The following is a 25,648-nucleotide window of genomic DNA, read 5'->3' on the forward strand; positions in this document are numbered from 1 at the left end:
TTCCTCCTCTATCTGTTTTTCTTAAACTTATATGGCCTCATCTTTCTGTATTGGAAGCTCTACAACAAATCTGCATCCACCATATTCCCGGTTTTCTGCCTTGATTGTCCCGCCAGCACTATCTACGATCCGTTTCACAAGTGCAAGGCCGAGACCATTTCCTTCTGCTTTGTGAGAACCGTCTGCCTGATAAAATTTATCAAATATTCTGGTTTTCACATCATCCTCTATTCCCGGTCCTTCATCTTCCAGAATAAACATTACAGAATCCTTTTCCTGCTTCAGAAACATCATAATTGTCCCCTTTGCAGGACTGAACTTAATCGCATTATCTAAAAGATTCATCCATATATGCATAAAAAGTCCTTCATTCCCAGTATATTTAACTTCCTCCAGCTCTACCTGGAAACCAATTTCTTTTTCTGTCCATTTTGTCTCCAGGGAAAGAAATGCCTGACGGATCTGTTCATCCAAACGATATTCTGTTTTTTTCATTGGTATGTTCTGATTCTCTAACTTGGATAACAGCAAAATATTTCCAACCAATCCGGAAAGCCTTTGGGTATTAAACAGGATTTTTTCTACATATTCCTCCTGCTCCTGAGACAGTTCTTCTCCCTGAAGAAGCATTGTATACCCTTCAATGGCATTAATCGGGGTCTTAAACTCATGAGAAACATTAGATACAAAATCCATCTGCAGCACCTCTGTTGCACGAAGCTCTTTTGTCATCACATTAAAACTCTGATAAGATTCTCCAACTTCTGCTATACGGCTGTTCGTTTCCAAATGCTGTTCAAAATCTCCCCGAGAAACTTCCTTCATTGCTTTACTGAGTCTGGTAATTGGTTCCAGTAACTTTGCATTAATAAAGGAAGTGATCAGCCCTGCAATCAATGTATTGAAAATCAAAAGCCAGCCAAGCACAGGTATGCTGCCCGGCAGATTAAAAAAATGATTCAAAAAAGCAAATAATAAAGCAGATATGACTGTTGAAAATACAAGTGCCAGCCAGATTGCACCAGTCAGACAGGATCGGATCCGCAATCCTTTTTCTTTCTTTTGTTCCATTATTTTTTCACCACCTTGTATCCAATTCCACGCATTGTTACGATTTCAAAATCAGGGTTATCTTTAAAACGCTCTCTGATTCTTCCTATATGTACCTCTATCGTATGTTGGTCTGCCTCCGTCGCGTATCCCCATACTTCATCCATCAACTGTTGTTTTGTAAATGTTCTGCCTGGCGAAGCTGCAAGCTTATATAAAAGCAGGAATTCTTTTTTAGGCAAAACAAGACTTTCCTTATCAGTTGTAACCGTCATTGCATCATAATCAAACTCTGTTGAACCGATCACAATTTTGTGTTCATTCAGTATCTGTGCACGGCGTAGCAGTGCTCCGACTCTTAAAACCATTTCATTCACATTTACCGGTTTTACCATATAATCGTCACTTCCCGAAAGAAATCCCTGACGCATATCATCAAAGGAACCTTTCGCAGTGATCATAAGCACTGGTATCTGATATCCTGCTGAACGAAGTTCTGACACCAGTTCATAGCCATCCATAACCGGCATCATAATATCAGAAATGATCAGATCAATATATTCCTTATCCAATACTTCTAATGCCTGTGCTCCATCCGATGCACTTTTGACCTGATATCCATTCTTCTCAAGCACTTTTTGGAATAGCTGGCTTAATTCTTTATCATCTTCTACAATCAATATTTGAAACACGTTTTCCTTCCTCCTTATTAAAACAGATACCTTGCCCATCCAAGCAGATGCTGTACCAAAAATATTTTTCTCTGACGTTTCTTTGTTAATTCGATTGGCTCTACATGATACGGATCACGATAGGTTCCATCTTCCAATACCTGTCGGGACACTCTTTCATATTCCATCATGCCTTCTTCCAACTGTTTATTAATCTCTTTGCTACGTATTACAAGCATCAGTTCCGTATCCAGATACGTGCTTCTCATATCCATGTTAAAGGAACCGATTACGGATAGATCATCATCAATCAGGATGCTTTTTCCGTGGTAAGAATAGCCGCCTTCATACTCCCAGATATCAATTCCTGTATTTAAAATTCTGTTTCTGTTTCTCGCATAATCAGCAGAACCAAACGGATTTCCATTGTTGGCAACCGAATTGGTCATGATAGAAAAATCCGGAACTCTCTCCGCAATCTCTTTCCATGTATTATACATCATATCATTGCAGATAATATATGGTGTATGAATTTTCACGCGCTCTTTTGCATTTTTCATTAGTTCTCCCAGTTGATACCAGACTACTGGTTCCTTGGGACCTGTGTGGATAGGATTTGACACTAATGCAATCTTTTCTGTCTCAAAAGTTTCGTCCGTGTAATCGGTATCGCAGATTCTTTCCTTATTCTCTTCAAAATATTTCTGATAGCCGTTCTGCAGCTCTAAAACTGCGTTCTTTACAGATTTTCTATTTGCCAGTTTTTTATTGTCATGAAAATAACCACTGTCTTCTTGTTCCCATATCGTTTCAAAATACTCTAACAACTGGTTAACTGAATTTTCTTTCTCAGGTTCATCGCAAACCACTAACACATCTCTGTCATAGTTCTTATGTCCCAGAAAATCACCCAGGAAATAATTGTATGTATTTCTTCCACCAAGAATATATGTCTTACCATCTGCAATCAAATATTTATCATGCATTCTCCCCATCATCTTCCATGGTTTCAACGGATTGGCCTTATTATACAGTTTAATTTCAACATTCTCATGGGAAGATAATCCATAGAAATACGGATTGCCTTCCATATCAACCCAGCTCTCCATTCCATCTACTAACAGACGAACATGCACACCTCTGTCTGCCGCATCATGCAGTGCTCCTAAGATCAATTTTCCACTTTCATCTGATTGAAATGCAAAAGTAGAAAGAATAATGTCTTCTTTTGCATTTCGGATCAAACGCACTCTTTGTAAAAGTGCTTCTGGATTTTTTTCTATGATCACTGCTCGTTCCATATTCTCGCTGCGTTCGTTCCACGAATCATTTTGTGTTTCTTTTTTGATGGTATTAGACACTTCCGGCTGTTTTTTATATGCAATACAGATTCCAAATAATTCATAAAAAGCCACACATAAAAAAATTGACAGTATAACAAAAACAATTTTACATATCTTACGTTTTCCCATCGCACATCACCTGACTTTTTTTCATCTTATGTCTATACAATACAAAGTCAACCTCAATTTTACCTCAACAGAATTAATTTTATCCATGTAAATTTCCTGTACCGGCAATCAGACATAACAAAAACGACCTCTCAAAATCAACTATTTTTTGAAAGGTCGTTTCACTAAATTCTTATAACAATCCAGCAAATAATCTCATAAATAATTGTCCCAGTCGCAAATATGCACTGCGCCCAGTACAATATTGATCTGTTACATCACGACATTCTCCCATCGTTCTTATCAGATCATTTTTAATTTCCACAACTGCCTGACAATCTGCCATAAAACAGCCGTTTTCAAAATGATGATATAAGCTTCTATAATCCAGATTGATTGTTCCACAGGTTGCCATACAGTCATCCACTATACTCATTTTCGCATGGCAAAATCCTGGTGTCCATTCATAAACTCGCACTCCATGTTTAACCAATCCATGATAAAAAGAGCGAGTTATATTATAAATGAATTTTTTATCAGGAATTCCTGGTGTGATAATTCTTACGTCTACCCCTCGCTTAGCAGCCAGACATAACGCATGTGTCATTTCGTCTGTTATAATTAGATATGGTGTCATAAACCAACAGTAATTTTCGGCCTTATTTATCATACTGATATAAACTTCTTCTCCGACCTGCTCATTATCCATAGGACTGTCTGCATAAGGCTGAACAAAACCTGTTTGCTGTGCTTTATAATCGTAATGAATAATGTATTTACTAAAATCAGTATCATTCGTAGCTTTTTCACTAACAGCATTCCACATTTCTAAAAATGTCACTGTAAGCGACTGAACAGCATCTCCTTCTAAACGAATACCGGTATCTTTCCACTGCCCATACGGATGCGTATAATTAAAATATTCATTTGCAAGATTATATCCACCTGTAAATCCAACTTTTCCATCAATTACTGTTATTTTTCTGTGATCACGATTGTTCAAAAATAGATTTAAGCCTGGCAAAAATGGATTGAATACACGACAATGAATTCCTATACTCTCCATCTTTTTTACAAAATCTGTGTTAATAAAACCTATAGACCCCATATCATCATAGAATACCCTGACTTCCACACCGGCTTTTACTCTCTCTTCCAGAACATCTTGAATCTTATGCCAAGCTTCAGCATCTTCTATCGCATGATATTCCATGAAGATAAACTTTTGTGCTTTCGCAAGTTCTTCAAGCTGTGCCTCTAATCCCTTCACTGCTTCATCAAAATACTTGATATCCGTATTCTGATAGATTGGATACCACGAATTTCTTTGTATGTAACTTGCAATATTTCCTGCTTTCGGAATCTTTTCTTTTATTCTGCTTAAACACTCCTGATTGTCTGGAAGCATTGGTAACAATTTGCTATCAATTTCTGCATATCGCTCACGCATTTTATGCGTGCCACCATTCAAGCCAATCAATAAATACAGGCCTACACCCATAATTGGGAAAATCAGAATTAAAATGACCCAAGGCATTTTCATAGAAGATGTCTTATCTGACGCATACAATCTCAAAACTAAGATTCCACTTAAAATTCTGGTAAATAAATTTATGATTTCTGCATATTCATTCAAGTGCATTACGATAGTAATAATAAAAATCACTTCAAGAAAAATACAGATTATGGAAAAGCACAATCGTTTTATTCCATTTTTTGTTTTTGCTTTTCCTTCTAAGGTATCTTGCTTCATATGTATTCCACCTCTTCTTTCTACGTCAGCTCTATATTCAAAATACTATTTATTTTGATAATTGATTCGTTCCCCTTGAATTACTGGATAACAAATCAATTTATTACTTTCCAGATCCTCTGCATGCATATCTACCGCACTGATCTGATGATTTTCATAAGTATTATAATAATAGATATCAATAAGTTTTTTGTTGAACAATAGTATAGCACAATTCTATTGTTTTGCTTCAAATTCACATATAATCATACTTTCAAGGACTACATTATTTTCTGGGTATATTCCAGCATTTTTAATATAAAATTGATCTAACACTACATACAAAAGGTATTTACCTTAATTATAACTTTAAATATATCTTATGTACATTATTTTCCATTACAAAAAGTCCACCCACATCTGGATTTCTCCTAATGCCAGTAGACTCTGTTCTATTTCCATTATTATATTTTTATTCAGCTTTCAAGCTCTTCGCCTGTCCTCGTCAATGATATGGCCATATACCTCTGTTACCATGTCCGCCTGTGCATATCCCATTCAGCCGGTCATTCAGTTGTAACCGACTTTTGGGCAACAAAAAAGCCGGTACACAAACGCATACCGACTTAACCTCAAAAAGATAGACTTATCCCCTTTGGGTTTCACCTCTTTTTGGAAGTCTGCTGTTAATGCAGCTTTATCATCATCTCTGCAATCGCTGGATCATAGTGAGAGAAAAACAGGCTTTCTTTTTCATCCAATGCCCGGATAGCGTTCATATCACTTGCGTCCAGAGCAAAATCAAAGACATTGATATTTTCTTCCATACGCTCCTTGTGGGTGGATTTTGGGATTACCACGACATCGCTTTGCAAAAGGAAACGCAGAGCGACCTGTGCTGCACTTTTATCGTGCTTTTTCCCGATTTCATTCAGCACGGGATTGGTAAAGAAATCCTTTCTTCCCTCGGCAAACGGTCCCCAAGATTCGTGCTGTACGCCGTATTTTTCCATATATTCGTGGGCGGCTGTCTGCTGTTGGAAAATATGCGTTTCTACCTGATTGATTGCAGGTTTGACCTCTACGAAACTACACAAATCAACCAGTCTGTCTGGATAAAAATTAGAAACGCCGATTGCACGAATCCAGCCCTCTTTATAGGCTTCCTCCATTGCACGGTAAGTACCGTAGTAATCATTAAAAGGCTGGTGAATCAAACATAAGTCGATATACTCGGTTTGCAGTTTTCTCAAAGATTCCTCAAGTGATTCCTTTGCTTTCTCATAACCGCCGTTTGTAATCCACACCTTTGTTGTAATAAAAAGCTCCTCACGGGGAACGCCGCATTTGTTAATAGCGTTTCCGACCGCTTCCTCATTGCCGTATGACTGCGCTGTATCAATCGAGCGATACCCTGCGCTGATTGCGTCTAATACGCAGCGTTCACATTCTTCATTTGATAACTGATATACGCCGTAGCCCAGCTTCGGCATTTTGATTCCATTGTTCAAAGTTACATATTCCATAATTTATTTCTCTTTATTTTATATTTGCATAATCTTCGTTGCTGACAGGCTCGCACCATTCGGTATGGGTATTTTCTCCCGGTACTTCCACCACAAGATGAGAGAACCAGCTATCCGGAGCTGCACCGTGCCAATGCTTCACGCCTGCCGGGATATTGACGACATCACCCGCCGTCATACAGATTGGTGTCTTGCCCCATTCCTGATAAAAACCTCTGCCGGCAACGCAGACCAAAATCTGACCGCCGCCTTTCTCGGCGTGGTGGATATGCCAGTTATTACGACACCCCGGCTCAAAAGTTACATTGAAAATGCCCACCTGTTCTTTTGAAACAGGGGCAAGATAACTTTGTCCCACAAAATACTGTGCAAAGGTATCGTTTGGCTGTCCGATTGGGAACAGCATAGATTTTTCATAAGCGGTCTTTTCGTCCGCTTCATTTGCGTCCTCTTTCCAAATATCTTTTGCCAAACGGAAAGCCGCCCACGCTTTGGGCCAACCTGCATAAAAGGCTGCGTGTGTAATAATTTCGGCAATTTCACTTTTTGTAATACCATTCGCCTTTGCCGATTCCAGATGATGAACGAACGAGGTATCAGTAAGTCCTTGCGAAAGAAGCGCTACCACGGTAATCAAAGAGCGTTCTTTCAAAGAGAGTTTATCCTCTCTACTCCATACCTGACCGAAAAGTACATCATCATTGAGTTCTGCGAATTTAGGCGCAAATTCTCCGAGGGCGGTTCTTCCTGCTGTTTGCTTTACTGCCATATTGCTATCCTCCTAAAATGTGATATTAGAGCTTCTTTGATAATTTAGCCGCTTCGGAATAGTTGGTTGCCATACCGGCATATTTCATTCCGTAAAGTCCGGCAAAGCGTTTCATCGTATATTCTCCGGCTTCCAGCATCCATTTTTCCGGCGCAGCACCCTGAAAGAGGAAATAAAGTGTTCTGCCCGACAATGAGCCGTTTTCCACCAAACCGTAGAAGCGATCCAGTATATTTCGCACTGAGCCGCAGATATTGTGCCAGTATAGCGGAGAGCCGATAACAATTACCTCTGCCTGTTTCATTTTGGCAATGACCTGATCGAGTTCGTCGTCCTCAAAGTTTTGTCCGTAACTGCCGATCCTGTAATCAGTCAGATTCAACGTTTCATATTCTTTCCCTTGCAAAAGCTCTTTTGCGAGGGCAGCAGTATTCCCGTTCGAATTTGGGCTTCCGTTGATAAACAAAATGTTCATTCTTTATTCCTCCTGATTTTATCTGCTAAACATTTTTACCCATTTCATAGGCTTCAGCCATAGCCGGGGTATTCAGCACCTTACCTTTTTCATAAACGCCTGTGCCGTAAATTACACCCATTTCTTTTGCACCGTTTACGCAGTCGGCGTAGCCACGAAAACAGGCAAGCGTAGTATCCATAGATGATTTATCTTCATCGGCAGCGGTCATAATGTAGTAAAATTCTTTGTTTTTCACTTCCAGCCAACGTGCAACCGTTCTGTCGATCACCGCCTTTAATTGTGCGTCAATGGAATAGAAGTAAACGGGGCTTGCAAGCACAAGCACATCGGCGTCAATCATCGCTTGCAGGATTTCAGCCATATCGTCTTTATAGACGCACTCGCCGCCGTGTTCACCGCAGAAATAGCAGGCGTGACAGGGCGCTATCTTTTTGCTTGCAACATTGATTTTGGTTACATTGTTGCCGGATTCTTTTGCTCCACGCATAAATTCATCGCAGAGCAAATCGGAGTTGCCGCCTTTACGGGGGCTGCCGGATAAGATAAGTACATTTTTCATCGTTTCAAATTCTCCCTGTTTTTTAATTGTTGTAGCCAAGCTCGGTAAGCCATTCGTCAACTGCGCTTTCGGCTTCGTCAACATTGTTGCCCGAATAGGTAAAGTAGTCATCGGTCAGTACGGTGGAATCCGGGCAAAGCTCAGCTACGGTAGAAATGCTGCTCGCTCCGGACGAACTGCCGTTATGGGTAAAAAACGGAATAATTGTCTTGCCGGACAGGTCATATTCTTCAAGGAAAGACCAAACAGGCATTGGCAGGTCGTACCACCAAATGGGGAAACCGACAAAGATAACATCATACTGTTCCATAACCTCTTGATCTATATGTGAGGAAAGCGGCGGGCGAGTACCATTGTTTAGTTCGTCCTGCGCTCGGTCAAATACATCGTCCTCTGTATATTCCACTTCGGGGATAATTCTGAACAGTTCACCGCCCGTTTTATCGGAAATCCAGTTCGCAACCTGCTGTGTATTGCCCGACCACGAAAAATAGGCTACCAAGATATTAGAATCTCCTGCGGTACTTTCTTCGGGGGTGATATCGGCAGAATCATCTGTATTGTCGTCTGTGACATTATTATTACTTACATTTGTATCGGTGTTATTCGCAGTAGTGTCGTTGTTCTGCTTACCGCAGGCGGATAGAGCAAGAACAAAGCAAACGCATAAAACAAGCGAAAGAATGGATTTTAATGTTTTATTCATGGTGCCTCCTTAATTTTTTAGATTTTTGTCTGTCTGCTTTTCATTTGCAGCAGCTTTTTGCCGTAATAGGATAAGGTTGCAAAGGCAGCCGACATAGCAATCGTCTCAAAAAAGTATAGTGCAGCCGATTTGTCGGTATCAAAAAACTTAAACTCAGTAAGGTAAAACAATTCTTCATAAAAGGCTCGGTCAACGAATACATAAACACCATATGCCGCTAATAAAACAGCAATGATTCGACCTGCCCACAGGAATTGTCTGTGCTTTTTCAGTTTGTTTGCGAACGGTGCTAAATGTAATCCCAAATGCAGGCTCATCAGTACAAAGACCCACGCAGTCGATACGAGGTGAAGCGTCCTGCCTATCCTTGCACCGCCCAAATTCAGAAAAGCAAAAACCTTTCCCGAAACCAGCACCGAACTTACCATACAGCACAGCATAGCAGCAAACAGCGCAATATTGATAACTGCTGATGTTGTCCTTGTCGGAGTGTATTTTCCTTTGAAAAGGGACTGATACCAACGGAAATTCAAGATGGTATGGACGATAAACAAGGTAAACAGCGCGATACCGAGCCATTCGTGTAATCCGTCCCATAGGTGTTCCTGCATAAGAGCGACAAAAATCAGATACATTGCAATGTCAATGATGAGTTTGACAACCTGTTTATATTTCATTTTTGTCACCTCCATATTCAGCACAGTCCGTTATAAAAGTAGAGCATAGCGTAATATCCCGAATAGGCGAAATCATTCGTACCCGAAGCGGCAAAGATAAAGAAATCGTCCCATGGTAGGCTGCTGTGCTTCGGCAGAAGAATCAGGCTGTTCTTCAGCTTGTTTCAGATCAAGAGAATTTACCCAATCTACGATTTCCTGCTCTGCGTCTTGAATATCATTGCGGGAGATAGATTTGCCGTCCAACACCTCGGCGTTGGGTTCAAGCTCTTTGATTGTGGAAATTGTACCAGAAAAGCCGCTGCCGCCGTGGGTGTTAAAGGGAATAATCGTCTTGCCGGAAAAATCGTACTCGTCAAAGAAAGAGTACAGAATCATCGGCATATCGCCCCACCAGTTGGGATAACCGACAAAAATGTTTTCGTAGGTATCAAAGTTTTCAATCGTATCTTTGATTGCCGGTCTTGCATTATTGCTTTGTTCTTCACTCGCAAGGTCAACCAGTTCGTCGTGGTCGGTGGGATAGGGCGTTTCCGGCTCAATGCGGAAAATATCAGCACCGACGGTTTCCTGAATCACATACGCCATATACTGCGTATTACCCAGCGTTTCGCCGTCGATTACAACCGTACTGTCATCAACATTATCGGGCATCGAGAAGTACACCACAAGATTTTTTCCGTTTGTGTTACTCGGCGTAGGGGTGCTCTCGTTTGTCTGCGAACTGCTTTCTTCGGGTGTTGATTCGCTGGGGGATTGATTTGTCGAGCAGGCCGCCAGCGACAGCACCATAGTAAGCACCATAAAAAGCGAAATAATCTTTTTCATCGCTTTTCTTCCTTTCTGTTTTTAATAACATTCCTTGAAGATTCCAAGGATTTCTTCGTGGGTCATTTTTTTGTAACTGCCGGGCATAAGGGCACAGGAATCTGCAATTTCTTTCAAATCGGTATTTTCATTCACGCCCAAGTCCTGCAAAGATACAGGCAGTCCGATTTCGACAATGAAATCTTCCAAAGCCTCAATACCTGCAAGGGCGATTTCTTCGTCCGTTTTGGCCTCTGCCGAAACTCCCATAACCTCGGTTGCAAACCGTTTGAATTTCGGCAAGCCGTATTTGTAAATATGGCGGTAATAAACGGGGTGCAGAACGGCAAGCCCCTCGCCGTGGTTGCAGTTTGTGTACGCGCCGAGTTGGTGTTCCATTTGGTGGCACTCAAAATCCATTCGCTTGCCCAGTTTGATAACACGGTTTTCCGCCATTGTCGCCGCCCACATCAAATTGCTTCGTGCGGTGTAGTCCTGCGGATTCTGAATAGCAGCACGCAGGTTGCGGATTGCACTTCGCATAAGCACCTCGGAAATATCGTCCGATACATTGTCCTCATTCGGCTCGCTGAAATAAATCTCCATAATGTGCGACAGAATATCAAAGCCGCCGGAAACCATTTGCTTTTTTGGAACGCTGTAAGTATAGGTGGGGTCAAGCAGGGCAAATTTAGGGTTGCATTGCGGATAATCTCTGCCCGTCTTGATTTTCAATTCCTCATTGGTAATAACTGCTCCGCCGTTGCACTCGCTGCCCGTACCTGCCACAGTAACGATCACGCCTAGAGGTAACGGCTCGAAGTCAAAAACACCCGGTCTTTTCCAGAAATCTTCCCATACATCGCCGTCATAACGGGCGGCAATCGAAATCGCCTTGCAGCAGTCCATAACCGAACCGCCGCCGATTCCCAAAAGCAGACTGACATCATTTTTCTTTGCCAGCTTCGCACCCTCCAATACCTTCGCATAGGTGGGATTCGCCATAATACCGCTAAACTCCACAACGGTTTTTCCTGCGGCTTCCAAGATGTTTGTTACCTCGTCATAGATACCGTTTTTCTTGATTGAGCCGCCGCCATAACATAGCATAACGGTATCGCCGTAGGCTTTCGTCAGGCAGCAAAGGTATTCCTTTACACAGCCTTTTCCGAAAAACACCTTTGTAGAATTTTCAAAAATAAAGTTATTCATTGTCATAGTCCTTTCTCTGATTTATTGATAATTTGAGCTAATCATTGCATTTGATTTTCCCAAAAATTCACAGCGTCGTTTATCCAACCCTCTGCAACCGTTCCCGTTCCGAGACCGAAGCCGTGGCTTATTCAGCAGACATTACATTCGCCTGAATCCAATTTTCAATGTGTTCCGCGATCACATCGTTGTTCATGTCCTGGAACATGAAGTGGTCGTTTCCAGTGATGCCCTCGTCAGGAAGATGGACAACAGTGCTGATGCCGCCTGCCGCTGTATAGCTTGTTGTAAAGGTATCGGCGGTGGAGGCCATAAAGCCCCACATGGCTGCTGCCGGGACATCGGTAAATTCCTCACCGATGTAGTCGCCGTAATAGAAGGTGACAGGAATTTTCTTTTCCAGCAGTGCCTTGTAGTCATCGCTGTCCACCTGGGGAGCCATACCGGGCTCAATCGCTACGATGGCTGCGATGTGATCGGTATACCTGGCGGTCTCCCAACCAGGCATACCGCCCTGAGAATGGGTCACCAGAATGGAATCTTTTCCTGTACGTGCATAGACCTCGTCGATGGTTGCTGCGACGGCCTGGGCCACCACGGTGTTGTCGATGTTCTGGTCGCCGCCAGCATTGTCCATGCCGGTATCCGGCGTCATCTGGCGGAAGAATTGGTCAAGTGCTTCTTCTCCGGCAGGAAACTGGGAGCCTTCGTTGTAGGTAAATTCGTCATTCAGGTAAGTACCAATGCGGAACTGGGTGTACCAGGTCTGGTCGGAGGGTTCGGTGTTGATGGTACCGGCTACGGAGGTCTGCCCGGCTTCGCCCCGGCGGGGCTGGTCGATCAGGAATACACTATGTCCCATTTTCAGGAACATATCGGACCAGCCTTCCCGGCCATCCGGAGTGGTCATCCAACCCATACGGGACTGACCGTAGCCATGAAGAAATACCATGGGCAGGCCAGTCTCCTCTGCGGGAATTTGGTAAAGCACATTGGCATGATCCACATGGGCAGTGGAACCTTCTCTGGACGTATAGTAGTTGGAAACATCAAAGGTTCCATCTGAGGTGATTACGGTACCGCCAGCAGAGAACATTCCCTGCTCGGCAATCGCCAATACACCTTCCGGAATACTGGGCTGTTCCACGATGGTCTCAGGTTCACTTGTGGAAGCGGTGTTTTCAGCAGCCTGCTGACCACAAGCCACCAGGGATAATGTCATGATGCCTGCCAAAAGCAATGCGGCAAATCTGGATTTCATATATGATTTCCTCCTGTCATTTAAATTTCTCTCTGATTATTTCTGCTCGTCTACCGGAGGAACCATAGCTGCATACCGTTGCAGCAGTTCCGGTGTGCTGGTGTAGTAGCGCACATTCTTATCCATAATGGAAATCTGTGCCATCTCCCATGCTGTCAGGCTGAAATCGAACAGGTCAAAGTTGTCCTGAATGTGGGCAGGGCTCTTGGAGCCGGGAATCACGATATTGCCCGCCTGAATGTGCCAGCGCAGAATAATCTGGGCACTGGATTTCCCGTACTTTTTGCCCAGTTCCTGAAACAGGGGTTCCTCAAGCAGAGCCTTGTCCCCGTGCCCCAGGGGATACCATGCCTGAATGACGATACCTTCCTTCTTGAGGTAATCTTTCAGCTTCTTCTCCTGATAGTAAGGATGCACCTCGGTTTGCAAAACTACAGGCTTTACCTCACAGATATCCAGAATCTCACGAATCTGAGACTGGCTAAAATTGGACAGACCGATGGCCTTGACCTTGCCCTCTGTGTAGGCTTTCTCCATCAGCTTGTAACCGGCGATATAGTTTCCAGCGGGCTGGTGGATGAGCAGCAGGTCAATGTAGTCGGTGTCCAGCCGCTCCAGTGTCTTTTCCACAGCATCAGACTGCTCGTAGAAGGCAGGCCACAGCTTGGTTTCCAGAAAAATCTCCTCTCTGGACACGCCGGACTTCTTCATTGCACGACCTACGGCCTTTTCATTGACATAGGCGTTTGCCGTGTCGATCAGGCGATAGCCACACGCCAGCACATTGAGGACGGATGCTTCCGCCTCGTCCGGGGTCAAAAGAAAGGTTCCAATACCTGCCATAGGCATCTTAATTCCATTGTTCAAAGTAACATATTCCATTATTGATTCCTCCTTAACATTTTTTGACAATTCTTGATCCGCCGAACACTTCGGACATGGGAATGGTGTCCAAAGCATCATCCAACGCAGAGACTTCGGACGGCGTCAGTACCACATCGGCTGCACCCGCATTTTCTCTCAACTGCTCCAACTTTCTTGTGCCGGGAATCGGTACGATCCAGGGCTTTTTGCAGAGCATCCACGCCAAAGAAAGCTGCGCTAGCGTGGCGTTTTTCTCCCTTGCCATATCTTGCGGCAGTGCCAGCAGTTTCTGATTCTGATCCATCGCCTCGGCTGTAAATTCCTCCAGTACAGGGAACAGTACCTCATGCCACCGGGCCATCATGGAACAACGGTTTTGAATTGCCATGACACCTGCCACTTCCTCTATGGGGACGTTCGGATCGGTTCGGGCTGTGTAGTCCTGGGGATTCTTGATCGACGCGCGCAGATCGCGGATCACGCCCCGCATCAGAGCCTCTGAAATATCATCGGATACGTTTTCCTCATTGTGAAACGGTTCTGATTTATCATCTACATTATAAAAAAATCGAGACTCCAACAGAAGTCTCGATTACTTATGCAGTATAAACCCAAAAGTTAATACTAAATATTTCGTTATAATTCCATGACAGCAGGAATCGCCTGTAAGAATCGCTGCACAGTTTTTGATGGTTCGGGGGCGTGCAGAATTCCAAAGGGAATTGTATAATTCCAATCTACAGGCAGAATTTTCAGCAACGGATGTACTGTTTTCCAGTTTTCTATGGCAATCAAAATGTCGTTGCTGTTTTCACACCGGTTGAATATTTCCAGACTATAAAAATCAAAGTCAACAATATGAATGTTGTAGTGATTGGTCCAAAGGTCATCCCTTAAAAGGTCAATGTAATGGCTCCAGCCACGGTGCATCAACAATAAGTTTTCCCCATACAAATCCTGTATCGTCAAACGCTTTTTCTTCGCTAACCGATGGTTGACCGATACAGCACAGCACAGCGGCACCCTGCAAAGCTCAGTTCCGGAACACTGCCGGTAATTCAGCATGCTCTCGTCAAAGATACCAGCGATCACATCAATATTTTTTCCGAGATTTTTGAGAATCTCACGGGCATTTTCCGGTGTATTTTCAAACGGAATCATCTGAAACTTTATATCTGGACAATACTCCTGAAACTTTGGCCATAAGTCCACCATGTTTTGGACTGGGGTCATTGGGGAGGTGCCGATGCGGATCACATTTTCTTCCTTTTGCATCGCCGCTCTGGCACGTTCAACAGATTCCCTGCAATACCCAATGACATATTTCGCATCCTGATAGAGTGATTTTCCTGCTTCCGTCAATTTCAGGCCACGGTGGGTCCGAACAAATAAAGTCAAACCTAACTGTGCTTCTAACAGATTGATCTGCTTAATAACAGCGGGTGGGGAAATGAATAATTCTTCTGCCGCTTTATTAAAACTCCCTGCGTCCGCAACACGGATAAAAGTTTCAAGCTGGGGGTTGTACATGAGAATCACCGCCCTTTCTGCGTAAATCATTTGGTTTTGTTGCCGTTTTCGGAATCATCCACGAACGGCCAAACCGCTGCACACCTTCAATTCGGCCTTCTTCACATAACTTTTGCACCCAGCGCTCAGACAAATTCCACCGCTTCGCAGCTTCTTTTACTGACATTATATCCATCTTCCAACCTCCGTGAAGTTAATGCGTTTATCCGAAGTGTACAATCATATTATATTCATGCGCTTATAACGCATCAAGATATTTTTTCCGAAATTTTTGTGAACAGCTTTAGAAAAAGCAGGAAATATTTGTGGAGAGACAAATTGGCAAGCAGTGTAAACCTGTACAGGTTCACTCATTTTCTCGATTTTCCCCTTCGGTGCAATCTTCGCAAATTTGCTTGTTGAGGGAGCATCCCCAATTCCCTTTGAACGGTATCTGCGATACCGGCTACTCGTTCATACTGAACGTTTTCCTGAAGAAGAAAAAACTGGACTACCATTTGGCATCCAGGTTAAAATCGTAATTTCTTTGGGTTATTCTTTCTTCTCGATCCAGCCAATAAAGATACTGACCTTTTCAAGATCTTCCTCATTCATGGTTCTCAGCTTCTCGCACAATTCACGATACGGGGTATTCGCATCATCCAGTGGGGCGAAAAATTCTGCCGGTGTCATATCAAAATACGAGATGATATTGAACAGTTCCCTGAGAGACGGCAAGGCTGCTCCGCTGGTTATTCCACGAATGTATGAGCCACTCTTATCCAAATCCAAGGCTTATCTTTTGATAAAGGAGTGAAATTAATAAGAATGATTATTATTATCCTATCAATCATATTACTACTACTTCTACTTACTTTTTTCCTCTATATTCAAAAGAAAAAAGTGATGTCGCACTATTTTATGTGATATCATCACCGAAATGTTATTTTAAATTGGCTATACTATAATCAAGCAAAGGAAAGGAGCTGGCAATATGGAAGTTATCAATATTAATAGAAATCAATTTGAAGAAATGGTGCATAGCGGAAAGACTGTTCTGGTGGAGTTTTCAGCCCCTTGGTGCGTATATTGCCGCCGTCTGGCTCCATCATTGGAAAGCGTTGCTGAGGAATATAAGGATACACTGGTATTCACTGCTGTCAACATTGATGATGAACCGGAATTGGCTGAGACCGAGGCTATTGAAGTTGTCCCTACTCTGCTGATCTATCATAGCGGACAGACTCTTGGCTCTATCGTCGCTCCAGAATCCAGAGCGCAGCTGGTGGCTTTTATTGAGGAAACCTTACAGCACCGGACTCAGGAAGTAAATAATGCGCAGCATATCTATGACATGATCGTTGTAGGTGGCGGTCCCGGCGGGTATACCGCAGCCCTTTATGCTGCAAGAGCAGGAATGGACACCGTGGTTTTAGAAAAGCTGTCTGCCGGTGGGCAGATGGCTCTGACCGAGCAAATCGACAACTATCCCGGCTTCGAGGATGGCATCGACGGTTTCTCCCTGGGAGAAAAAATGAAGCGAGGAACGGAGCGGTTTGGTGTGGAAACCAAGCTGACTGAGGTGCTGTCTCTGGAACTGTCGGGTTCTGTAAAGAAAGCTGTGACCAGCGAAGGCGCTATGTACGCAAAATCCATCGTATTGGCTACAGGAGCCGGTCCCAGAGAGCTGGGTGTTGATGGGGAACAGGCGTTAATCGGTAAAGGTGTCCATTACTGTGCAGCCTGTGACGGAATGTTCTATCGGAACAAAACGGTTGTCATCGCAGGAGGTGGCAATACCGCTGCGGCGGATGCGCTGATTCTCTCCCGTATCTGCAAAAAGGTCATCGTCGTTCACCGCAGCGGCACCCTAAAAGCAACAAAGATCTACCATGAACCTTTGATGAAAACAGAAAATGTAGAATTTCTCTGGGACAGTAAGATTATAGCTCTGCTCCATAACGAAAAGCTGACCGGTATCCAGATTAGGAACGTGAAAACTGGAGAAGAAAGTACCCTTGCTTGCGATGGTGTATTTGTAAGCGTGGGAAGAAAGCCTTCCACCGAATTGATGAAAGATCAGATTGAGATTGATCCGGCTGGATACATTATTGCAGATGAGAGTACCCGCACCAACATCCCCGGTGTGTTCGCCGTTGGGGATGTCCGCACAAAGGCATTACGGCAGGTCGTAACTGCTGTAGCCGATGGGGCAACTGCTGTTCACTATGCAGAGGAATATTTAGCAGGAGAAATGTGAGATGAAAGAAAAAATTAAGAACTGGCTGAAGCCAGTTCTTTTTACCGCAGGCGGCGCATTAGTTGGCCTTGCATATTACTACTTTGTGAGATGCCCCACTGGAGCTTGTCCGCTGACTTCTAACCCGTTCATCACGATGGCCTATATGGGCTTTATCGGCTGGCTGTTGTCCGGTATTTTCGGAAAGGGGTGCAGCGGTTCATGCAATACGCAGTAGCTTGGGATAAACAGTTCTTTTCTGGCGCTCCCGATACGGCTTCGGTGTAATAATGGACAGCCCGTGTTCCAGGCAAACCATATCACTGAGTCTTTGCACCGCCAGACCGGAAAGAAAGAAGTTTTTGAATTTCCGTGTGGCATCCAGCGAGGTCGAATTATAAATAATATGGTTGTGAATGTGGGGAAAGCAGAAATTCCTCATCTGCTGTCTTTGGATCACACTCATAGGAACTGATAAATTCGCTATCATTGGTTTTTGCGGCATTTTGTGAGTAGTCTGTTCTGTCTGCCAAACATTGAGCGACCGTCTTTCCCTTATTCACATGAAGTGCAATCAATCGTGTCGCTTATAATGGTCTCATAAATTAAGACACTTTTTCGGACAAATATTAATGAATCTGATATACTAAAATCAGTATGAAAGTGAGGATTCATCATTATGTCCAGACAAAGAAGAAACTTTAGTGCCAAATTTAAATCAGACCTGGTAATTGAGCTGCTTAAGGGCGAGAAAGATCTCAACACCCTTGCAACCGAGAATAACATCCAACCAAATCTGCTCCGCAATTGGAAGAAAGAATTCCTTAACAATGCCTCTGCAGTATTCGATGACAAGCGTGAAGAAAACCTCAAAGACAAGCTTGCTGAAGAACGCAAGGAAAAGGCGGAGTATGCGAAAAAGGTTGGTCAGTTAACCATGCAGGTTGACTGGCTCAAAAAAAATCTGAAGAAATTTGTGGACCTGACTACGAGAGTAAGTTTAGTCCAAAACCTTTTGACTACTAAAGAAATCCCGGCATCTGTAGGAGCAAAACTGCTTGATATCAACCGTACAAGCATCTATTACAAGACTTCACCTGTATCAGACGAAGAACTGGCTTGTAAAGAGATTATCGACCATCTTCATACGGATAATCCAACCTGGGGTGCAAGGCAAATGTCTGCACAACTCAAAAACAGAGGTTATCATGTTGGGCGTCGTAAAGCACGCCGCTATATGAATGAGATGGATATTTACCCAATCTATCCTAAGATGAATCTTTCCAAGCGGATGCAACAGGCAAAGGTATGTCCTTATCTTCTTCGAAATGTCGTCATAGATGCACCAAATCAGGCGTGGTCTATTGACATTACATATATTCCAATCAGACACGGATTTCTGTATCTGACAGCTGTAATCGACTGGTACAGCCGTTGTATCGTAGGCTGGGAAGTCGATGATACCCTTGATACCAGAATGGTTATCAATGTTCTAAAAAAAGCATTTGCTGTGTCAAAACCACAGATTTTGAACTCTGATCAGGGTTGTCAGTTCACAAGTCAGAAATACATTGAATTTGTAAAAGAAAACGGTATCCGTCAGAGTATGGATGGAAAAAGCCGTTGGGCTGACAACATCATGATTGAGCGATGGTTCCGCAGCTTCAAGTATGAAGAAGCTTATCTGACGCTGTATAACAACATCAAGGAAGCCAGAGTTGCTATTGGACGATATGTCTACACCTATAACTTTGAAAGATGCCATTCTGCCCTTGATTACAAAACACCGGCTGAATGCTACTACCCGGCAATGCTTTTGTCGTATGCAGCTTAATGCATATATGGATCTGGGGAGTGTTCCACTATCCTCCCCATGTTCCTTGTTACTTATCAACCATATCAGTTCATTATAAAAATCTTAGATTTTTGTCTTGACAACTGAGCCACTATAGCTGCCATTCCCATCACTTCCTTCCCAAAAAGAAAAAGCCACCGGTCGGTGACTTTTGTCTAAATTCTCTGAGGGAACACCTTCCCTGTTTTATTTTAGTATCGTTTTGGATTTTCTCTCATAAAGATAAATTCTGCTACAGAGCAGTCATATGTTTTAATGTGTCCAAACAGCCAGTCAATCACATTCTTCTGTACAAGTTCACTGAACCGATCAGTTGGTCCTTCATAATCCTGAAGGTATTCATGCAGTTCCTGAATTGTCTTTTTAAACTCTTCATGTTTTTCATGATGGTTTTCACGCTCTGGATAACCGGATTTTTCCTGAAGCTTTTCCTCTTCTTTGAAATGAAAGTCAGTATATTCATCCAGATAATCCAGCATTTTGATTGCTTTTACTTTGCTGTTGCCATTTTGACAGGCAGTTACAAAGTTCTGGATACGGTCGATCAATTCTTTATGCTGGGTATCAATTGTTTCATTTCCTGTTACTAAATTGTCATCAAAGGTAATATTTAAATCGTAAGTCATAATCTGGTCTCCATTTCTTTTTATATGTTCTCTTGGGATTTTTTTGTGTCTGTCAGTTTCACACCTGCATTTTCTGCTTAGTCTTCTACAGGAACAAAAACATCTTTTCCTAATCCACAGATCGGGCATACCCAGTCATCTGGAATATCCTCAAATGCAGTTCCTGGAGCGATACCTCCGTCTGGATCGCCTACTGCCGGATCATAAATATAGCCACATGGTTCACATTCATATTTTTTCATAGTTATTTTCTCCTTTTCAATGTTGATTCATTTTGTTAATAGATTCCTACTGAATTTTTCAGTATTTTGTTGCTTTTTTATGTATGTTTATATTATACATGATACTTTCTATTTTGTCAATAACAGTAATTGTTATTATTTTATGTTATGTATTTTAAATTCAGTAATATCTGACTAAAATGTTACGAAAAAGACTGGTTCTACACTATTTCTGAAAATCTGGCAGTGCATTGCTCTTTCTCATGTAGCATCATTCATTATCCTATAGTCGGTGATGAACCATTCTTCATATGGATGGCCGAAATCATCTTTGGAGCCGATCCCGATCCGTTCAAATACTTTTTGCAGTTCTTCTGCTGTTGTCGGGAACTTTACCCATTCACCGACCAGTGCACCCTCGTTGTATTTCAGATCGTCATCTGGTTTTGGACAACAAAAAAGCGCCATACTCATCACCGGTACGGCAATGAGCTGACGCTATATTTTGAATCCATATTCTTTTGCAAAAGAAAACAAACGAGAGATTGTTGTTGTGTTTTATGTCTCATTTGTCTATGATAATATTATCACACTGTAAAACAGAAAAAAAGATTTTTATGGTTAGTGCTTGGTTAGTTTTTGGTTATGGATGGTCAGTTTTTGGTTAGGATGAACTCCATTAAGCAATTTTGAAGCTAACATTAAAATATGATAGTAAGTAGACAAATCGGAAGTTGCAAAAGAGAATAATGAGAATTACTTAACTGATGAGGAACAGCACAAAATCATAATTAAGGATTATGATATGTTGTTTGAATACAGAGAATAGCAAAAAACGGAGGAAAAATCATGAAAAAACGCACTCTTACTGTACTAGTTGTTGTGTTAGTATGCACATTCTTGACGGCGTGTAGTAAAGAAATAGACGCTGTGACGGAATCTGTAAACGAAAAGGAAAGTAGTGTAATAAAGAACCCTACAGTTTTAGAAGATACAATAGAAATTGTTTTTCCAGAACAGTTTGAAGGATTGTCTGGGTATGATGAAAAAGCACTAGTTGACTATCTTAAAGAAAACAGTGACGGAAATTATCAGAAAATCGAATGTATTGACGGACAAGTTAATATGGTTGCTACTCAGGAAGAAATTGAGTATTGGAAAGGATATGTTGAAAAACATATAGATGATCAAAAGGCAGTATTAACAGGTATCAATCAGAAGTATGATATGTGTTGTAATGATTCATATAACACTATTAATATGTACTATGATCAAGAACTTTCATTTAAAAAAGCTTTTTCATGCGTTGGAAAAACAGCTATATATTGTGCCATGTATCAGATATTAGATGGCAATCCTGATTATTCAATTTATCTAAATATTTATAATGTCGATACAGGGAAATTAGTAGTTGGCGGAAATCTAATGAATGAAGAAGTTTCATATACAGATGAGGACTGGGAAAAAACTTTCTAGAGAAAAGAAAAATTTTATGCTTTGTAATAAGATGGATTTCTATTAGAATGACAATCTGGTATGATATATTACTCTGACAGGCTATAACTTCCAATTTACAGAATCAAGAAAATTGAAATTTGAGGAGATTGTTGCATGGATATAATAATTCCACTACTTATAGTGTCGGTTCTTATCGGAATTCCAACATGGTTAATGGTTCGCACTATGAACAAAGCCGATAAAAACACGATTGTTTACTCACCGGAAGAAGTGACTAAAAAACTTCGCAAAGGATTCTATTTGTCATTTTTGGGGATAGATTTATTGTTTGGAGCGATTCCTTTGTTTGTTCTTATACTTTACGACCTTCCTAGAGTCTTTCAATTTATCGTTCCGGCTGTAGCATTTGTCGTTGGATTTATCATGTTTTTTATTGGAAGAATTCAGGTCGGGCTAATGACCAGATACATAAATTTTTGCAACAGAGAGAGAACGGAATTTGAGGAATGGGTTTTGCAAGTTATGCTGGGCATCGAGGAAGCAGCCATGAGAAGAAATGGAATAAATTCCATAACAAAAGTAATTCCTGGTGTTACAGATGACATGCTTTCAGCCATGAACAGTACAGGTATCATCAGTGGTTATATGGAAGTCGGAAGAGTTTACACTGGAAAAAATATATTAAAAAATCACTGGCCAATAATTAGTATTATAGTGGCAATTCTAATCTCTATTGTAATTACTGTAACAAGATAATTTTTATAGGCAGAAAAAATTAGGAGAAGTTAGGAATATGCAGAAAAGAGACTTAATCCAAGCGAATGCTTCATTAGAAAATCTACGACAGAATTTGGACATGAAGGATTTTGCAAAAGAAATATTACTTGAGGAGAATTATAATAAATTTATAAGATCATACAAATTTACATTTTGGTTTCAATTAATCGGTGTATTAGCTGGATTTATAGTGCCATCAGTTGTTCTTCTTATTATTTTTAAAGAGTTTATTTACTGTGCTTTTGGTGCAACTATAGGAATTTTTTGGATGTGTGTATGGATGATGCTAAGTATGGTAATTCCCCCGACAAGGATATATCGAAAATTTGCAAAGTGGTATAGGAAAAGCGATGTGTCTATACGCGACTTGGATGAGATATTTTATTGAAGGGGACAGAAAAATAGATGGAGATGAAAAAGGAATCTAATATATTGACTGAGGAAAAACCCAAATACATAATATCGCTAAAGAAGAGATATAGAATTCTTTATATCGTTATGTTTGCCTTATTTTTGGTGTGTACGATGTATTTTGGAGTGATATCACTTTGTGCAGGTACAGATACGATGATTTTTGATATTGGAATCACAGTTATTTTTCTTATATTTTTATTCTGTTTTTTGCATGGTTTAACAAGAAAATGTGAAAGATACAAAGGCAAAGTTGTGTATTCATTTTTCTTAACAAAGAGAGAATATAAATTGTCAGACATTGCATTCTCTAATGAAAAAATTGAAGAGTTTTATAAAGATTATGGAGATGGAAATGTAAGCAGCAGTTGGGATAAGGTCACGATTTTCTATAATAAACAAGGTGAAAAGCTCTTTAAATTTGGCTTAGCTTATGATAACGTTCAGTTATTAGTAAGAGATGTCAAAAATGCACAAAGAAGTATTTCGAATCAGAAAAAGAAGAATTAGACAACTTCCAGTTTGGAGAATTGAAAAAACGGAATTTACCTATTAAGACATATAAACTGTTGACAATAAAGCTCCTATATAGTATGTTTTTAACAAACTACTATATAGGAGCTTTTGTATGGAAATGAATGGAGGATTTCTTGTTACCAAAATAAAACAGCTTGGAGACCGGATTTTCGAGAAGATTCTCAGTGAAAAGAATATTGATGCGTTTAATGGAGCCCAGGGGCGTATTCTTTATGTGCTGTGGCAGGAGGATGGTATCTCAATCAGGTCACTCTCGACTAAATGCGGATTAGCGATAACATCTCTTACTACGATGCTGGAAAGAATGGAAAATCAAGGGCTGATAAGCCGTGTTCAGTCTGAAACGGACAAAAGGAAAACGCTCCTGTTTCTGACTGAGAAAGCACATACCTTAAAGGGCGAGTACGATTCTGTATCTGATGAGATGGGCAGTATTTACTACAAAGGTTTTTCAGAGGAAGAAATTACCCGGTTTGAGGAATGCCTCGACCGCATTAGAAAGAATCTTGAGGAGTGGCAGAAGTCATGAGTATTTGTATCAACGATCAGATTCAGAACATGAATATCGTCATTGGATGCACCGTGGGGTGTACATATTGCTATGCCCGCAACAACGTGAAACGCTGGCATATGATTGATGACTTCGCTGACCCTGAATTCTTTCCGGGTAAGCTCAAGATGATGGAAAAGAAACGTCCGCAGAACTTTCTTCTTACCGGGATGAGCGATCTCTCCGGATGGAAGCCGGAATGGAGAGACGAGGTATTTGCAAAGATCCGTGAAAATCCACAGCATCAGTTCCTGTTCCTTACCAAGCGACCTGATTTGCTGGATTTTGATACCGATCTGGAAAACGCATGGTTTGGCGTTACGGTGACGAGGAAAGCAGAACTGTGGCGTATTGACACCCTTCGGAAAAATGTCAGAGCAAAACATTATCATGTTACCTTTGAGCCGTTATTCGATGATCCCGGCACAGTTGACCTTTCCGGAATCAATTGGATCGTTGTCGGCACCATGACCGGAGCTCAGAGCAGGAAGATTCATACGGAGCCGGGATGGGCATGGTCTCTGACGGATCAGGCACACGCACTCGGCATTCCGGTGTTTATGAAGGAAGACCTTGTCCCTATCATAGGGAATGAAAATATGATTCAGGAAATGCCGGAGGAATTCAACAAAGTGTTGGAGGTGCAGAGATCATGGAAGAAGTAATAAATGGAATCCTCATTCGTGAGGTGGAAACAAAGAACATCATGACCAAGTCCAGTCTGCCGGTAGGCGGGTACTCGGTCAATCCCTATGTGGGCTGTACACATGCCTGCAAGTATTGCTATGCTTCTTTTATGAAGCGCTTTACCGGGCACAAGGAGGAATGGGGCACTTTCCTTGATGTGAAGCATTGGCCGGAAATTAAAAATCCGAAGAAATATGCCGGACAGCGGGTGGTCATCGGTTCTGTGACGGATGGCTACAATCCACAGGAGGAGCAATTCGGAAATACCAGAAAACTTCTGGAGCAGCTGATCGGCAGTGACGCAGATATTCTGATCTGTACAAAGTCGGATCTTGTGGTACGGGATATTGATCTGTTGAAGAAGCTTGGACGTGTAACCGTTTCATGGTCGATCAACACACTAGATGAAAATTTCAAGAACGATATGGATTCTGCTTCGAGCATTGAGCACCGTATCGCTGCTATGAAGCAGGTATATAAGGCAGGTATCCGTACAGTCTGTTTCGTATCCCCGGTATTCCCCGGCATCACGGATTTTGAAGCAATCTTTGAGCGGGTAAAGGATCAGTGCGATCTGTTCTGGCTCGAAAACCTCAATCTTCGAGGCGGTTTCAAAAAGACAATTATGGATTATATCGCCGGAAAATATCCTGATCTTGTACCACTTTACGACGAGATCTATAACAAGCATAACCGCAGCTACTTTGAAGCGCTTGAAGTAAAAGCTGAGAAAATGGCTAAGAAGTATGATTGTGCCTTTGTGGATAATGAAATGCCTTATGGCAGAGTCCCGCAGGGGCATCCGGTGATCGTAGATTATTTCTATCATGAGGAAATCCGAGGGACAGAGAATACCGGAAAAAGAAATCGCTAACTTCCAATTTGTTGAATTAAAATGAAATAAAGTTCCAGTAATCATAGAGTGTATGGATTCAATTCCATATGCTTTTTTTCTTTACTGAAAAATCTAATGTTACAAGTTTCTTACGAGTGGTATTAAAAAAACTCGCAAGAA

Annotated in this window: 32 protein-coding genes and 2 pseudogenes; 11 read left to right on the plus strand and 23 right to left on the minus strand. The window is 41.8% G+C overall.

What is annotated here, in order from left to right; genetic code table 11:
• Positions 1-27: 27 nt before the first annotated feature.
• From NQ541_RS12625 to NQ541_RS12715, 19 genes and pseudogenes are all read right to left on the minus strand, one after another.
• The gene (locus NQ541_RS12625; RefSeq protein ID WP_005608371.1) at positions 28-1,071 is read right to left on the minus strand and encodes a HAMP domain-containing sensor histidine kinase; all 1,044 of its coding nucleotides are present in this window, start codon (positions 1,069-1,071) and stop codon (positions 28-30) included.
• Positions 1,071-1,781: a response regulator transcription factor gene (locus NQ541_RS12630; protein WP_005608372.1), complete on the minus strand. Its 711-nt coding sequence runs from the start codon at positions 1,779-1,781 to the stop codon at positions 1,071-1,073. Before NQ541_RS12630 ends, NQ541_RS12625 begins: the two co-directional genes overlap by 1 nt.
• Positions 1,760-3,193 carry a phospholipase D family protein gene (locus NQ541_RS12635; protein WP_005608373.1) on the minus strand — a complete coding sequence of 478 codons (1,434 nt, stop codon included), beginning with the start codon at positions 3,191-3,193 and terminating at the stop codon, positions 1,760-1,762. Before NQ541_RS12635 ends, NQ541_RS12630 begins: the two co-directional genes overlap by 22 nt.
• A 172-nt stretch (positions 3,194-3,365) precedes the next feature.
• Complete coding sequence (cls, locus tag NQ541_RS12640) at positions 3,366-4,925, minus strand: cardiolipin synthase (RefSeq protein WP_005608374.1); 1,560 nt, start codon at positions 4,923-4,925, stop codon at positions 3,366-3,368.
• Positions 4,926-4,970: 45 nt separating this feature from the next.
• Positions 4,971-5,102, minus strand: a pseudogene (locus NQ541_RS12645) (linear amide C-N hydrolase); the annotation flags it as partial.
• A 488-nt stretch (positions 5,103-5,590) separates the two neighbouring features.
• A complete protein-coding gene (locus NQ541_RS12650) occupies positions 5,591-6,430 on the minus strand; it encodes an aldo/keto reductase (RefSeq protein WP_005608376.1) in 840 nt (279 codons plus the stop codon).
• Positions 6,431-6,443: 13 nt separating this feature from the next.
• On the minus strand, positions 6,444-7,199 hold the full coding sequence (locus tag NQ541_RS12655; protein ID WP_005608377.1) for a carboxymuconolactone decarboxylase family protein: 756 nt from the start codon (positions 7,197-7,199) through the stop codon (positions 6,444-6,446).
• Between the two features lie 25 nt (positions 7,200-7,224).
• Positions 7,225-7,674, minus strand: a complete 450-nt coding sequence (locus NQ541_RS12660) for a flavodoxin family protein (protein ID WP_005608378.1) — start codon at positions 7,672-7,674, stop codon at positions 7,225-7,227.
• A 25-nt stretch (positions 7,675-7,699) separates the two neighbouring features.
• Positions 7,700-8,236 carry a flavodoxin family protein gene (locus tag NQ541_RS12665; protein WP_023921293.1) on the minus strand — a complete coding sequence of 179 codons (537 nt, stop codon included), beginning with the start codon at positions 8,234-8,236 and terminating at the stop codon, positions 7,700-7,702.
• 22 nt (positions 8,237-8,258) lie between these two features.
• On the minus strand, positions 8,259-8,942 hold the full coding sequence (locus NQ541_RS12670) for a flavodoxin (protein ID WP_005608380.1): 684 nt from the start codon (positions 8,940-8,942) through the stop codon (positions 8,259-8,261).
• Between the two features lie 17 nt (positions 8,943-8,959).
• Positions 8,960-9,619, minus strand: a complete 660-nt coding sequence (locus NQ541_RS12675) for a DUF4405 domain-containing protein (protein ID WP_023921294.1) — start codon at positions 9,617-9,619, stop codon at positions 8,960-8,962.
• Between the two features lie 72 nt (positions 9,620-9,691).
• Positions 9,692-10,447 (minus strand): flavodoxin, encoded by a 756-nt coding sequence (locus NQ541_RS12680; RefSeq protein ID WP_023921295.1) that lies wholly within the window; start codon positions 10,445-10,447, stop codon positions 9,692-9,694.
• Between the two features lie 21 nt (positions 10,448-10,468).
• The gene (locus tag NQ541_RS12685) at positions 10,469-11,644 is read right to left on the minus strand and encodes an iron-containing alcohol dehydrogenase (RefSeq protein ID WP_005608388.1); all 1,176 of its coding nucleotides are present in this window, start codon (positions 11,642-11,644) and stop codon (positions 10,469-10,471) included.
• Between the two features lie 121 nt (positions 11,645-11,765).
• Positions 11,766-12,899 (minus strand): alpha/beta hydrolase, encoded by a 1,134-nt coding sequence (locus NQ541_RS12690; protein ID WP_005608389.1) that lies wholly within the window; start codon positions 12,897-12,899, stop codon positions 11,766-11,768.
• 36 nt (positions 12,900-12,935) lie between these two features.
• Positions 12,936-13,781, minus strand: a complete 846-nt coding sequence (locus tag NQ541_RS12695; protein WP_044939786.1) for an aldo/keto reductase — start codon at positions 13,779-13,781, stop codon at positions 12,936-12,938.
• A gap of 13 nt (positions 13,782-13,794) precedes the next feature.
• Positions 13,795-14,343 carry an aldo/keto reductase gene (locus NQ541_RS12700; RefSeq protein ID WP_005608393.1) on the minus strand — a complete coding sequence of 183 codons (549 nt, stop codon included), beginning with the start codon at positions 14,341-14,343 and terminating at the stop codon, positions 13,795-13,797.
• A gap of 56 nt (positions 14,344-14,399) precedes the next feature.
• Positions 14,400-15,293 carry a LysR family transcriptional regulator gene (locus tag NQ541_RS12705; RefSeq protein WP_023921299.1) on the minus strand — a complete coding sequence of 298 codons (894 nt, stop codon included), beginning with the start codon at positions 15,291-15,293 and terminating at the stop codon, positions 14,400-14,402.
• A complete protein-coding gene (locus NQ541_RS12710; RefSeq protein WP_023921300.1) occupies positions 15,274-15,468 on the minus strand; it encodes a helix-turn-helix domain-containing protein in 195 nt (64 codons plus the stop codon). The genes NQ541_RS12705 and NQ541_RS12710 overlap by 20 nt, the downstream gene beginning before the upstream one ends.
• A 356-nt stretch (positions 15,469-15,824) precedes the next feature.
• Positions 15,825-16,064, minus strand: coding sequence for a transcriptional regulator (locus tag NQ541_RS12715; protein WP_005608399.1), 240 nt, complete (start codon positions 16,062-16,064; stop codon positions 15,825-15,827).
• Between the two features lie 202 nt (positions 16,065-16,266).
• On the opposite strand from NQ541_RS12715, the pseudogene NQ541_RS13315 reads away from it, so the two are divergent.
• The 3 genes and pseudogenes from NQ541_RS13315 to NQ541_RS12730 all read left to right on the plus strand — a co-directional run.
• Positions 16,267-16,560: pseudogene (locus NQ541_RS13315) on the plus strand (thioredoxin family protein); the annotation flags it as partial.
• 66 nt (positions 16,561-16,626) lie between these two features.
• Positions 16,627-17,532 carry a thioredoxin-disulfide reductase gene (trxB, locus tag NQ541_RS12725; protein WP_044939813.1) on the plus strand — a complete coding sequence of 302 codons (906 nt, stop codon included), beginning with the start codon at positions 16,627-16,629 and terminating at the stop codon, positions 17,530-17,532.
• A 1-nt stretch (position 17,533) separates the two neighbouring features.
• On the plus strand, positions 17,534-17,749 hold the full coding sequence (locus tag NQ541_RS12730; protein WP_005608403.1) for a DUF6132 family protein: 216 nt from the start codon (positions 17,534-17,536) through the stop codon (positions 17,747-17,749).
• On the opposite strand, the gene NQ541_RS12735 is transcribed toward NQ541_RS12730, so the two are convergent.
• Positions 17,732-18,016: a relaxase/mobilization nuclease domain-containing protein gene (locus NQ541_RS12735; RefSeq protein WP_330362672.1), complete on the minus strand. Its 285-nt coding sequence runs from the start codon at positions 18,014-18,016 to the stop codon at positions 17,732-17,734. The two genes, NQ541_RS12730 and NQ541_RS12735, sit on opposite strands and share 18 nt — an antisense overlap.
• Before the next feature lie 174 nt (positions 18,017-18,190).
• Between NQ541_RS12735 and NQ541_RS12740 the strand changes: the two genes are divergently transcribed.
• Complete coding sequence (locus NQ541_RS12740; RefSeq protein WP_005608406.1) at positions 18,191-19,345, plus strand: IS3 family transposase; 1,155 nt, start codon at positions 18,191-18,193, stop codon at positions 19,343-19,345.
• Positions 19,346-19,557: 212 nt separating this feature from the next.
• On the opposite strand, the gene NQ541_RS12745 is transcribed toward NQ541_RS12740, so the two are convergent.
• The 3 genes from NQ541_RS12745 to NQ541_RS12755 all read right to left on the minus strand — a co-directional run bounded on the left by NQ541_RS12745 (position 19,558) and on the right by NQ541_RS12755 (position 20,681).
• Positions 19,558-19,992 carry a bacteriohemerythrin gene (locus NQ541_RS12745; protein ID WP_005608408.1) on the minus strand — a complete coding sequence of 145 codons (435 nt, stop codon included), beginning with the start codon at positions 19,990-19,992 and terminating at the stop codon, positions 19,558-19,560.
• Between the two features lie 77 nt (positions 19,993-20,069).
• Complete coding sequence (gene rd / locus NQ541_RS12750; protein WP_005608410.1) at positions 20,070-20,234, minus strand: rubredoxin; 165 nt, start codon at positions 20,232-20,234, stop codon at positions 20,070-20,072.
• Between the two features lie 240 nt (positions 20,235-20,474).
• The gene (locus tag NQ541_RS12755; RefSeq protein ID WP_044905056.1) at positions 20,475-20,681 is read right to left on the minus strand and encodes an antirestriction protein ArdA; all 207 of its coding nucleotides are present in this window, start codon (positions 20,679-20,681) and stop codon (positions 20,475-20,477) included.
• Between the two features lie 381 nt (positions 20,682-21,062).
• On the opposite strand from NQ541_RS12755, the gene NQ541_RS12760 reads away from it, so the two are divergent.
• The 7 genes from NQ541_RS12760 (at position 21,063) to NQ541_RS12790 (ending at position 25,507) form a co-directional block, all read left to right on the plus strand.
• Positions 21,063-21,689 carry a hypothetical protein gene (locus NQ541_RS12760; protein WP_005608414.1) on the plus strand — a complete coding sequence of 209 codons (627 nt, stop codon included), beginning with the start codon at positions 21,063-21,065 and terminating at the stop codon, positions 21,687-21,689.
• A 135-nt stretch (positions 21,690-21,824) separates the two neighbouring features.
• Positions 21,825-22,427 carry a hypothetical protein gene (locus tag NQ541_RS12765; protein ID WP_005608415.1) on the plus strand — a complete coding sequence of 201 codons (603 nt, stop codon included), beginning with the start codon at positions 21,825-21,827 and terminating at the stop codon, positions 22,425-22,427.
• A 37-nt stretch (positions 22,428-22,464) separates the two neighbouring features.
• Positions 22,465-22,836 carry a hypothetical protein gene (locus NQ541_RS12770; protein WP_005608416.1) on the plus strand — a complete coding sequence of 124 codons (372 nt, stop codon included), beginning with the start codon at positions 22,465-22,467 and terminating at the stop codon, positions 22,834-22,836.
• Between the two features lie 17 nt (positions 22,837-22,853).
• Positions 22,854-23,369, plus strand: a complete 516-nt coding sequence (locus NQ541_RS12775; RefSeq protein WP_005608417.1) for a hypothetical protein — start codon at positions 22,854-22,856, stop codon at positions 23,367-23,369.
• Between the two features lie 118 nt (positions 23,370-23,487).
• Entirely contained in the window at positions 23,488-23,925 is a 438-nt protein-coding gene (locus tag NQ541_RS12780; RefSeq protein WP_005608418.1) for a radical SAM mobile pair system MarR family transcriptional regulator, read from the plus strand.
• On the plus strand, positions 23,922-24,611 hold the full coding sequence (locus NQ541_RS12785) for a radical SAM mobile pair protein A (RefSeq protein WP_005608419.1): 690 nt from the start codon (positions 23,922-23,924) through the stop codon (positions 24,609-24,611). The genes NQ541_RS12780 and NQ541_RS12785 overlap by 4 nt, the downstream gene beginning before the upstream one ends.
• Positions 24,599-25,507 (plus strand): radical SAM mobile pair protein B, encoded by a 909-nt coding sequence (locus NQ541_RS12790; RefSeq protein ID WP_005608420.1) that lies wholly within the window; start codon positions 24,599-24,601, stop codon positions 25,505-25,507. The genes NQ541_RS12785 and NQ541_RS12790 overlap by 13 nt, the downstream gene beginning before the upstream one ends.
• Positions 25,508-25,648 lie beyond the last annotated feature (141 nt).

It is taken from the genome of [Ruminococcus] lactaris ATCC 29176, from assembly GCF_025152405.1.
GTDB lineage: Bacteria > Bacillota > Clostridia > Lachnospirales > Lachnospiraceae > Mediterraneibacter > Mediterraneibacter lactaris.

What these genes read in the sequence shown, in the direction of transcription:
- NQ541_RS12625 (WP_005608371.1), bottom strand. Translation starts at nt 1,071, where the DNA reads ATGGAACAAAAGAAAGAAAAAGGATTGCGGATCCGATCCTGTCTGACT.
- NQ541_RS12630 (WP_005608372.1), bottom strand. Translation starts at nt 1,781, where the DNA reads ATGGGCAAGGTATCTGTTTTAATAAGGAGGAAGGAAAACGTGTTTCAA.
- NQ541_RS12635 (WP_005608373.1), bottom strand. Translation starts at nt 3,193, where the DNA reads ATGGGAAAACGTAAGATATGTAAAATTGTTTTTGTTATACTGTCAATT.
- cls (WP_005608374.1), bottom strand. Translation starts at nt 4,925, where the DNA reads ATGAAGCAAGATACCTTAGAAGGAAAAGCAAAAACAAAAAATGGAATA.
- NQ541_RS12650 (WP_005608376.1), bottom strand. Translation starts at nt 6,430, where the DNA reads ATGGAATATGTAACTTTGAACAATGGAATCAAAATGCCGAAGCTGGGC.
- NQ541_RS12655 (WP_005608377.1), bottom strand. Translation starts at nt 7,199, where the DNA reads ATGGCAGTAAAGCAAACAGCAGGAAGAACCGCCCTCGGAGAATTTGCG.
- NQ541_RS12660 (WP_005608378.1), bottom strand. Translation starts at nt 7,674, where the DNA reads ATGAACATTTTGTTTATCAACGGAAGCCCAAATTCGAACGGGAATACT.
- NQ541_RS12665 (WP_023921293.1), bottom strand. Translation starts at nt 8,236, where the DNA reads ATGAAAAATGTACTTATCTTATCCGGCAGCCCCCGTAAAGGCGGCAAC.
- NQ541_RS12670 (WP_005608380.1), bottom strand. Translation starts at nt 8,942, where the DNA reads ATGAATAAAACATTAAAATCCATTCTTTCGCTTGTTTTATGCGTTTGC.
- NQ541_RS12675 (WP_023921294.1), bottom strand. Translation starts at nt 9,619, where the DNA reads ATGAAATATAAACAGGTTGTCAAACTCATCATTGACATTGCAATGTAT.
- NQ541_RS12680 (WP_023921295.1), bottom strand. Translation starts at nt 10,447, where the DNA reads ATGAAAAAGATTATTTCGCTTTTTATGGTGCTTACTATGGTGCTGTCG.
- NQ541_RS12685 (WP_005608388.1), bottom strand. Translation starts at nt 11,644, where the DNA reads ATGACAATGAATAACTTTATTTTTGAAAATTCTACAAAGGTGTTTTTC.
- NQ541_RS12690 (WP_005608389.1), bottom strand. Translation starts at nt 12,899, where the DNA reads ATGAAATCCAGATTTGCCGCATTGCTTTTGGCAGGCATCATGACATTA.
- NQ541_RS12695 (WP_044939786.1), bottom strand. Translation starts at nt 13,781, where the DNA reads ATGGAATATGTTACTTTGAACAATGGAATTAAGATGCCTATGGCAGGT.
- NQ541_RS12705 (WP_023921299.1), bottom strand. Translation starts at nt 15,293, where the DNA reads ATGTACAACCCCCAGCTTGAAACTTTTATCCGTGTTGCGGACGCAGGG.
- NQ541_RS12710 (WP_023921300.1), bottom strand. Translation starts at nt 15,468, where the DNA reads ATGGATATAATGTCAGTAAAAGAAGCTGCGAAGCGGTGGAATTTGTCT.
- trxB (WP_044939813.1), top strand. Translation starts at nt 16,627, where the DNA reads ATGATCGTTGTAGGTGGCGGTCCCGGCGGGTATACCGCAGCCCTTTAT.
- NQ541_RS12730 (WP_005608403.1), top strand. Translation starts at nt 17,534, where the DNA reads ATGAAAGAAAAAATTAAGAACTGGCTGAAGCCAGTTCTTTTTACCGCA.
- NQ541_RS12735 (WP_330362672.1), bottom strand. Translation starts at nt 18,016, where the DNA reads ATGCCGCAAAAACCAATGATAGCGAATTTATCAGTTCCTATGAGTGTG.
- NQ541_RS12740 (WP_005608406.1), top strand. Translation starts at nt 18,191, where the DNA reads ATGTCCAGACAAAGAAGAAACTTTAGTGCCAAATTTAAATCAGACCTG.
- NQ541_RS12745 (WP_005608408.1), bottom strand. Translation starts at nt 19,992, where the DNA reads ATGACTTACGATTTAAATATTACCTTTGATGACAATTTAGTAACAGGA.
- rd (WP_005608410.1), bottom strand. Translation starts at nt 20,234, where the DNA reads ATGAAAAAATATGAATGTGAACCATGTGGCTATATTTATGATCCGGCA.
- NQ541_RS12755 (WP_044905056.1), bottom strand. Translation starts at nt 20,681, where the DNA reads ATGGCGCTTTTTTGTTGTCCAAAACCAGATGACGATCTGAAATACAAC.
- NQ541_RS12760 (WP_005608414.1), top strand. Translation starts at nt 21,063, where the DNA reads ATGAAAAAACGCACTCTTACTGTACTAGTTGTTGTGTTAGTATGCACA.
- NQ541_RS12765 (WP_005608415.1), top strand. Translation starts at nt 21,825, where the DNA reads ATGGATATAATAATTCCACTACTTATAGTGTCGGTTCTTATCGGAATT.
- NQ541_RS12770 (WP_005608416.1), top strand. Translation starts at nt 22,465, where the DNA reads ATGCAGAAAAGAGACTTAATCCAAGCGAATGCTTCATTAGAAAATCTA.
- NQ541_RS12775 (WP_005608417.1), top strand. Translation starts at nt 22,854, where the DNA reads ATGGAGATGAAAAAGGAATCTAATATATTGACTGAGGAAAAACCCAAA.
- NQ541_RS12780 (WP_005608418.1), top strand. Translation starts at nt 23,488, where the DNA reads ATGGAAATGAATGGAGGATTTCTTGTTACCAAAATAAAACAGCTTGGA.
- NQ541_RS12785 (WP_005608419.1), top strand. Translation starts at nt 23,922, where the DNA reads ATGAGTATTTGTATCAACGATCAGATTCAGAACATGAATATCGTCATT.
- NQ541_RS12790 (WP_005608420.1), top strand. Translation starts at nt 24,599, where the DNA reads ATGGAAGAAGTAATAAATGGAATCCTCATTCGTGAGGTGGAAACAAAG.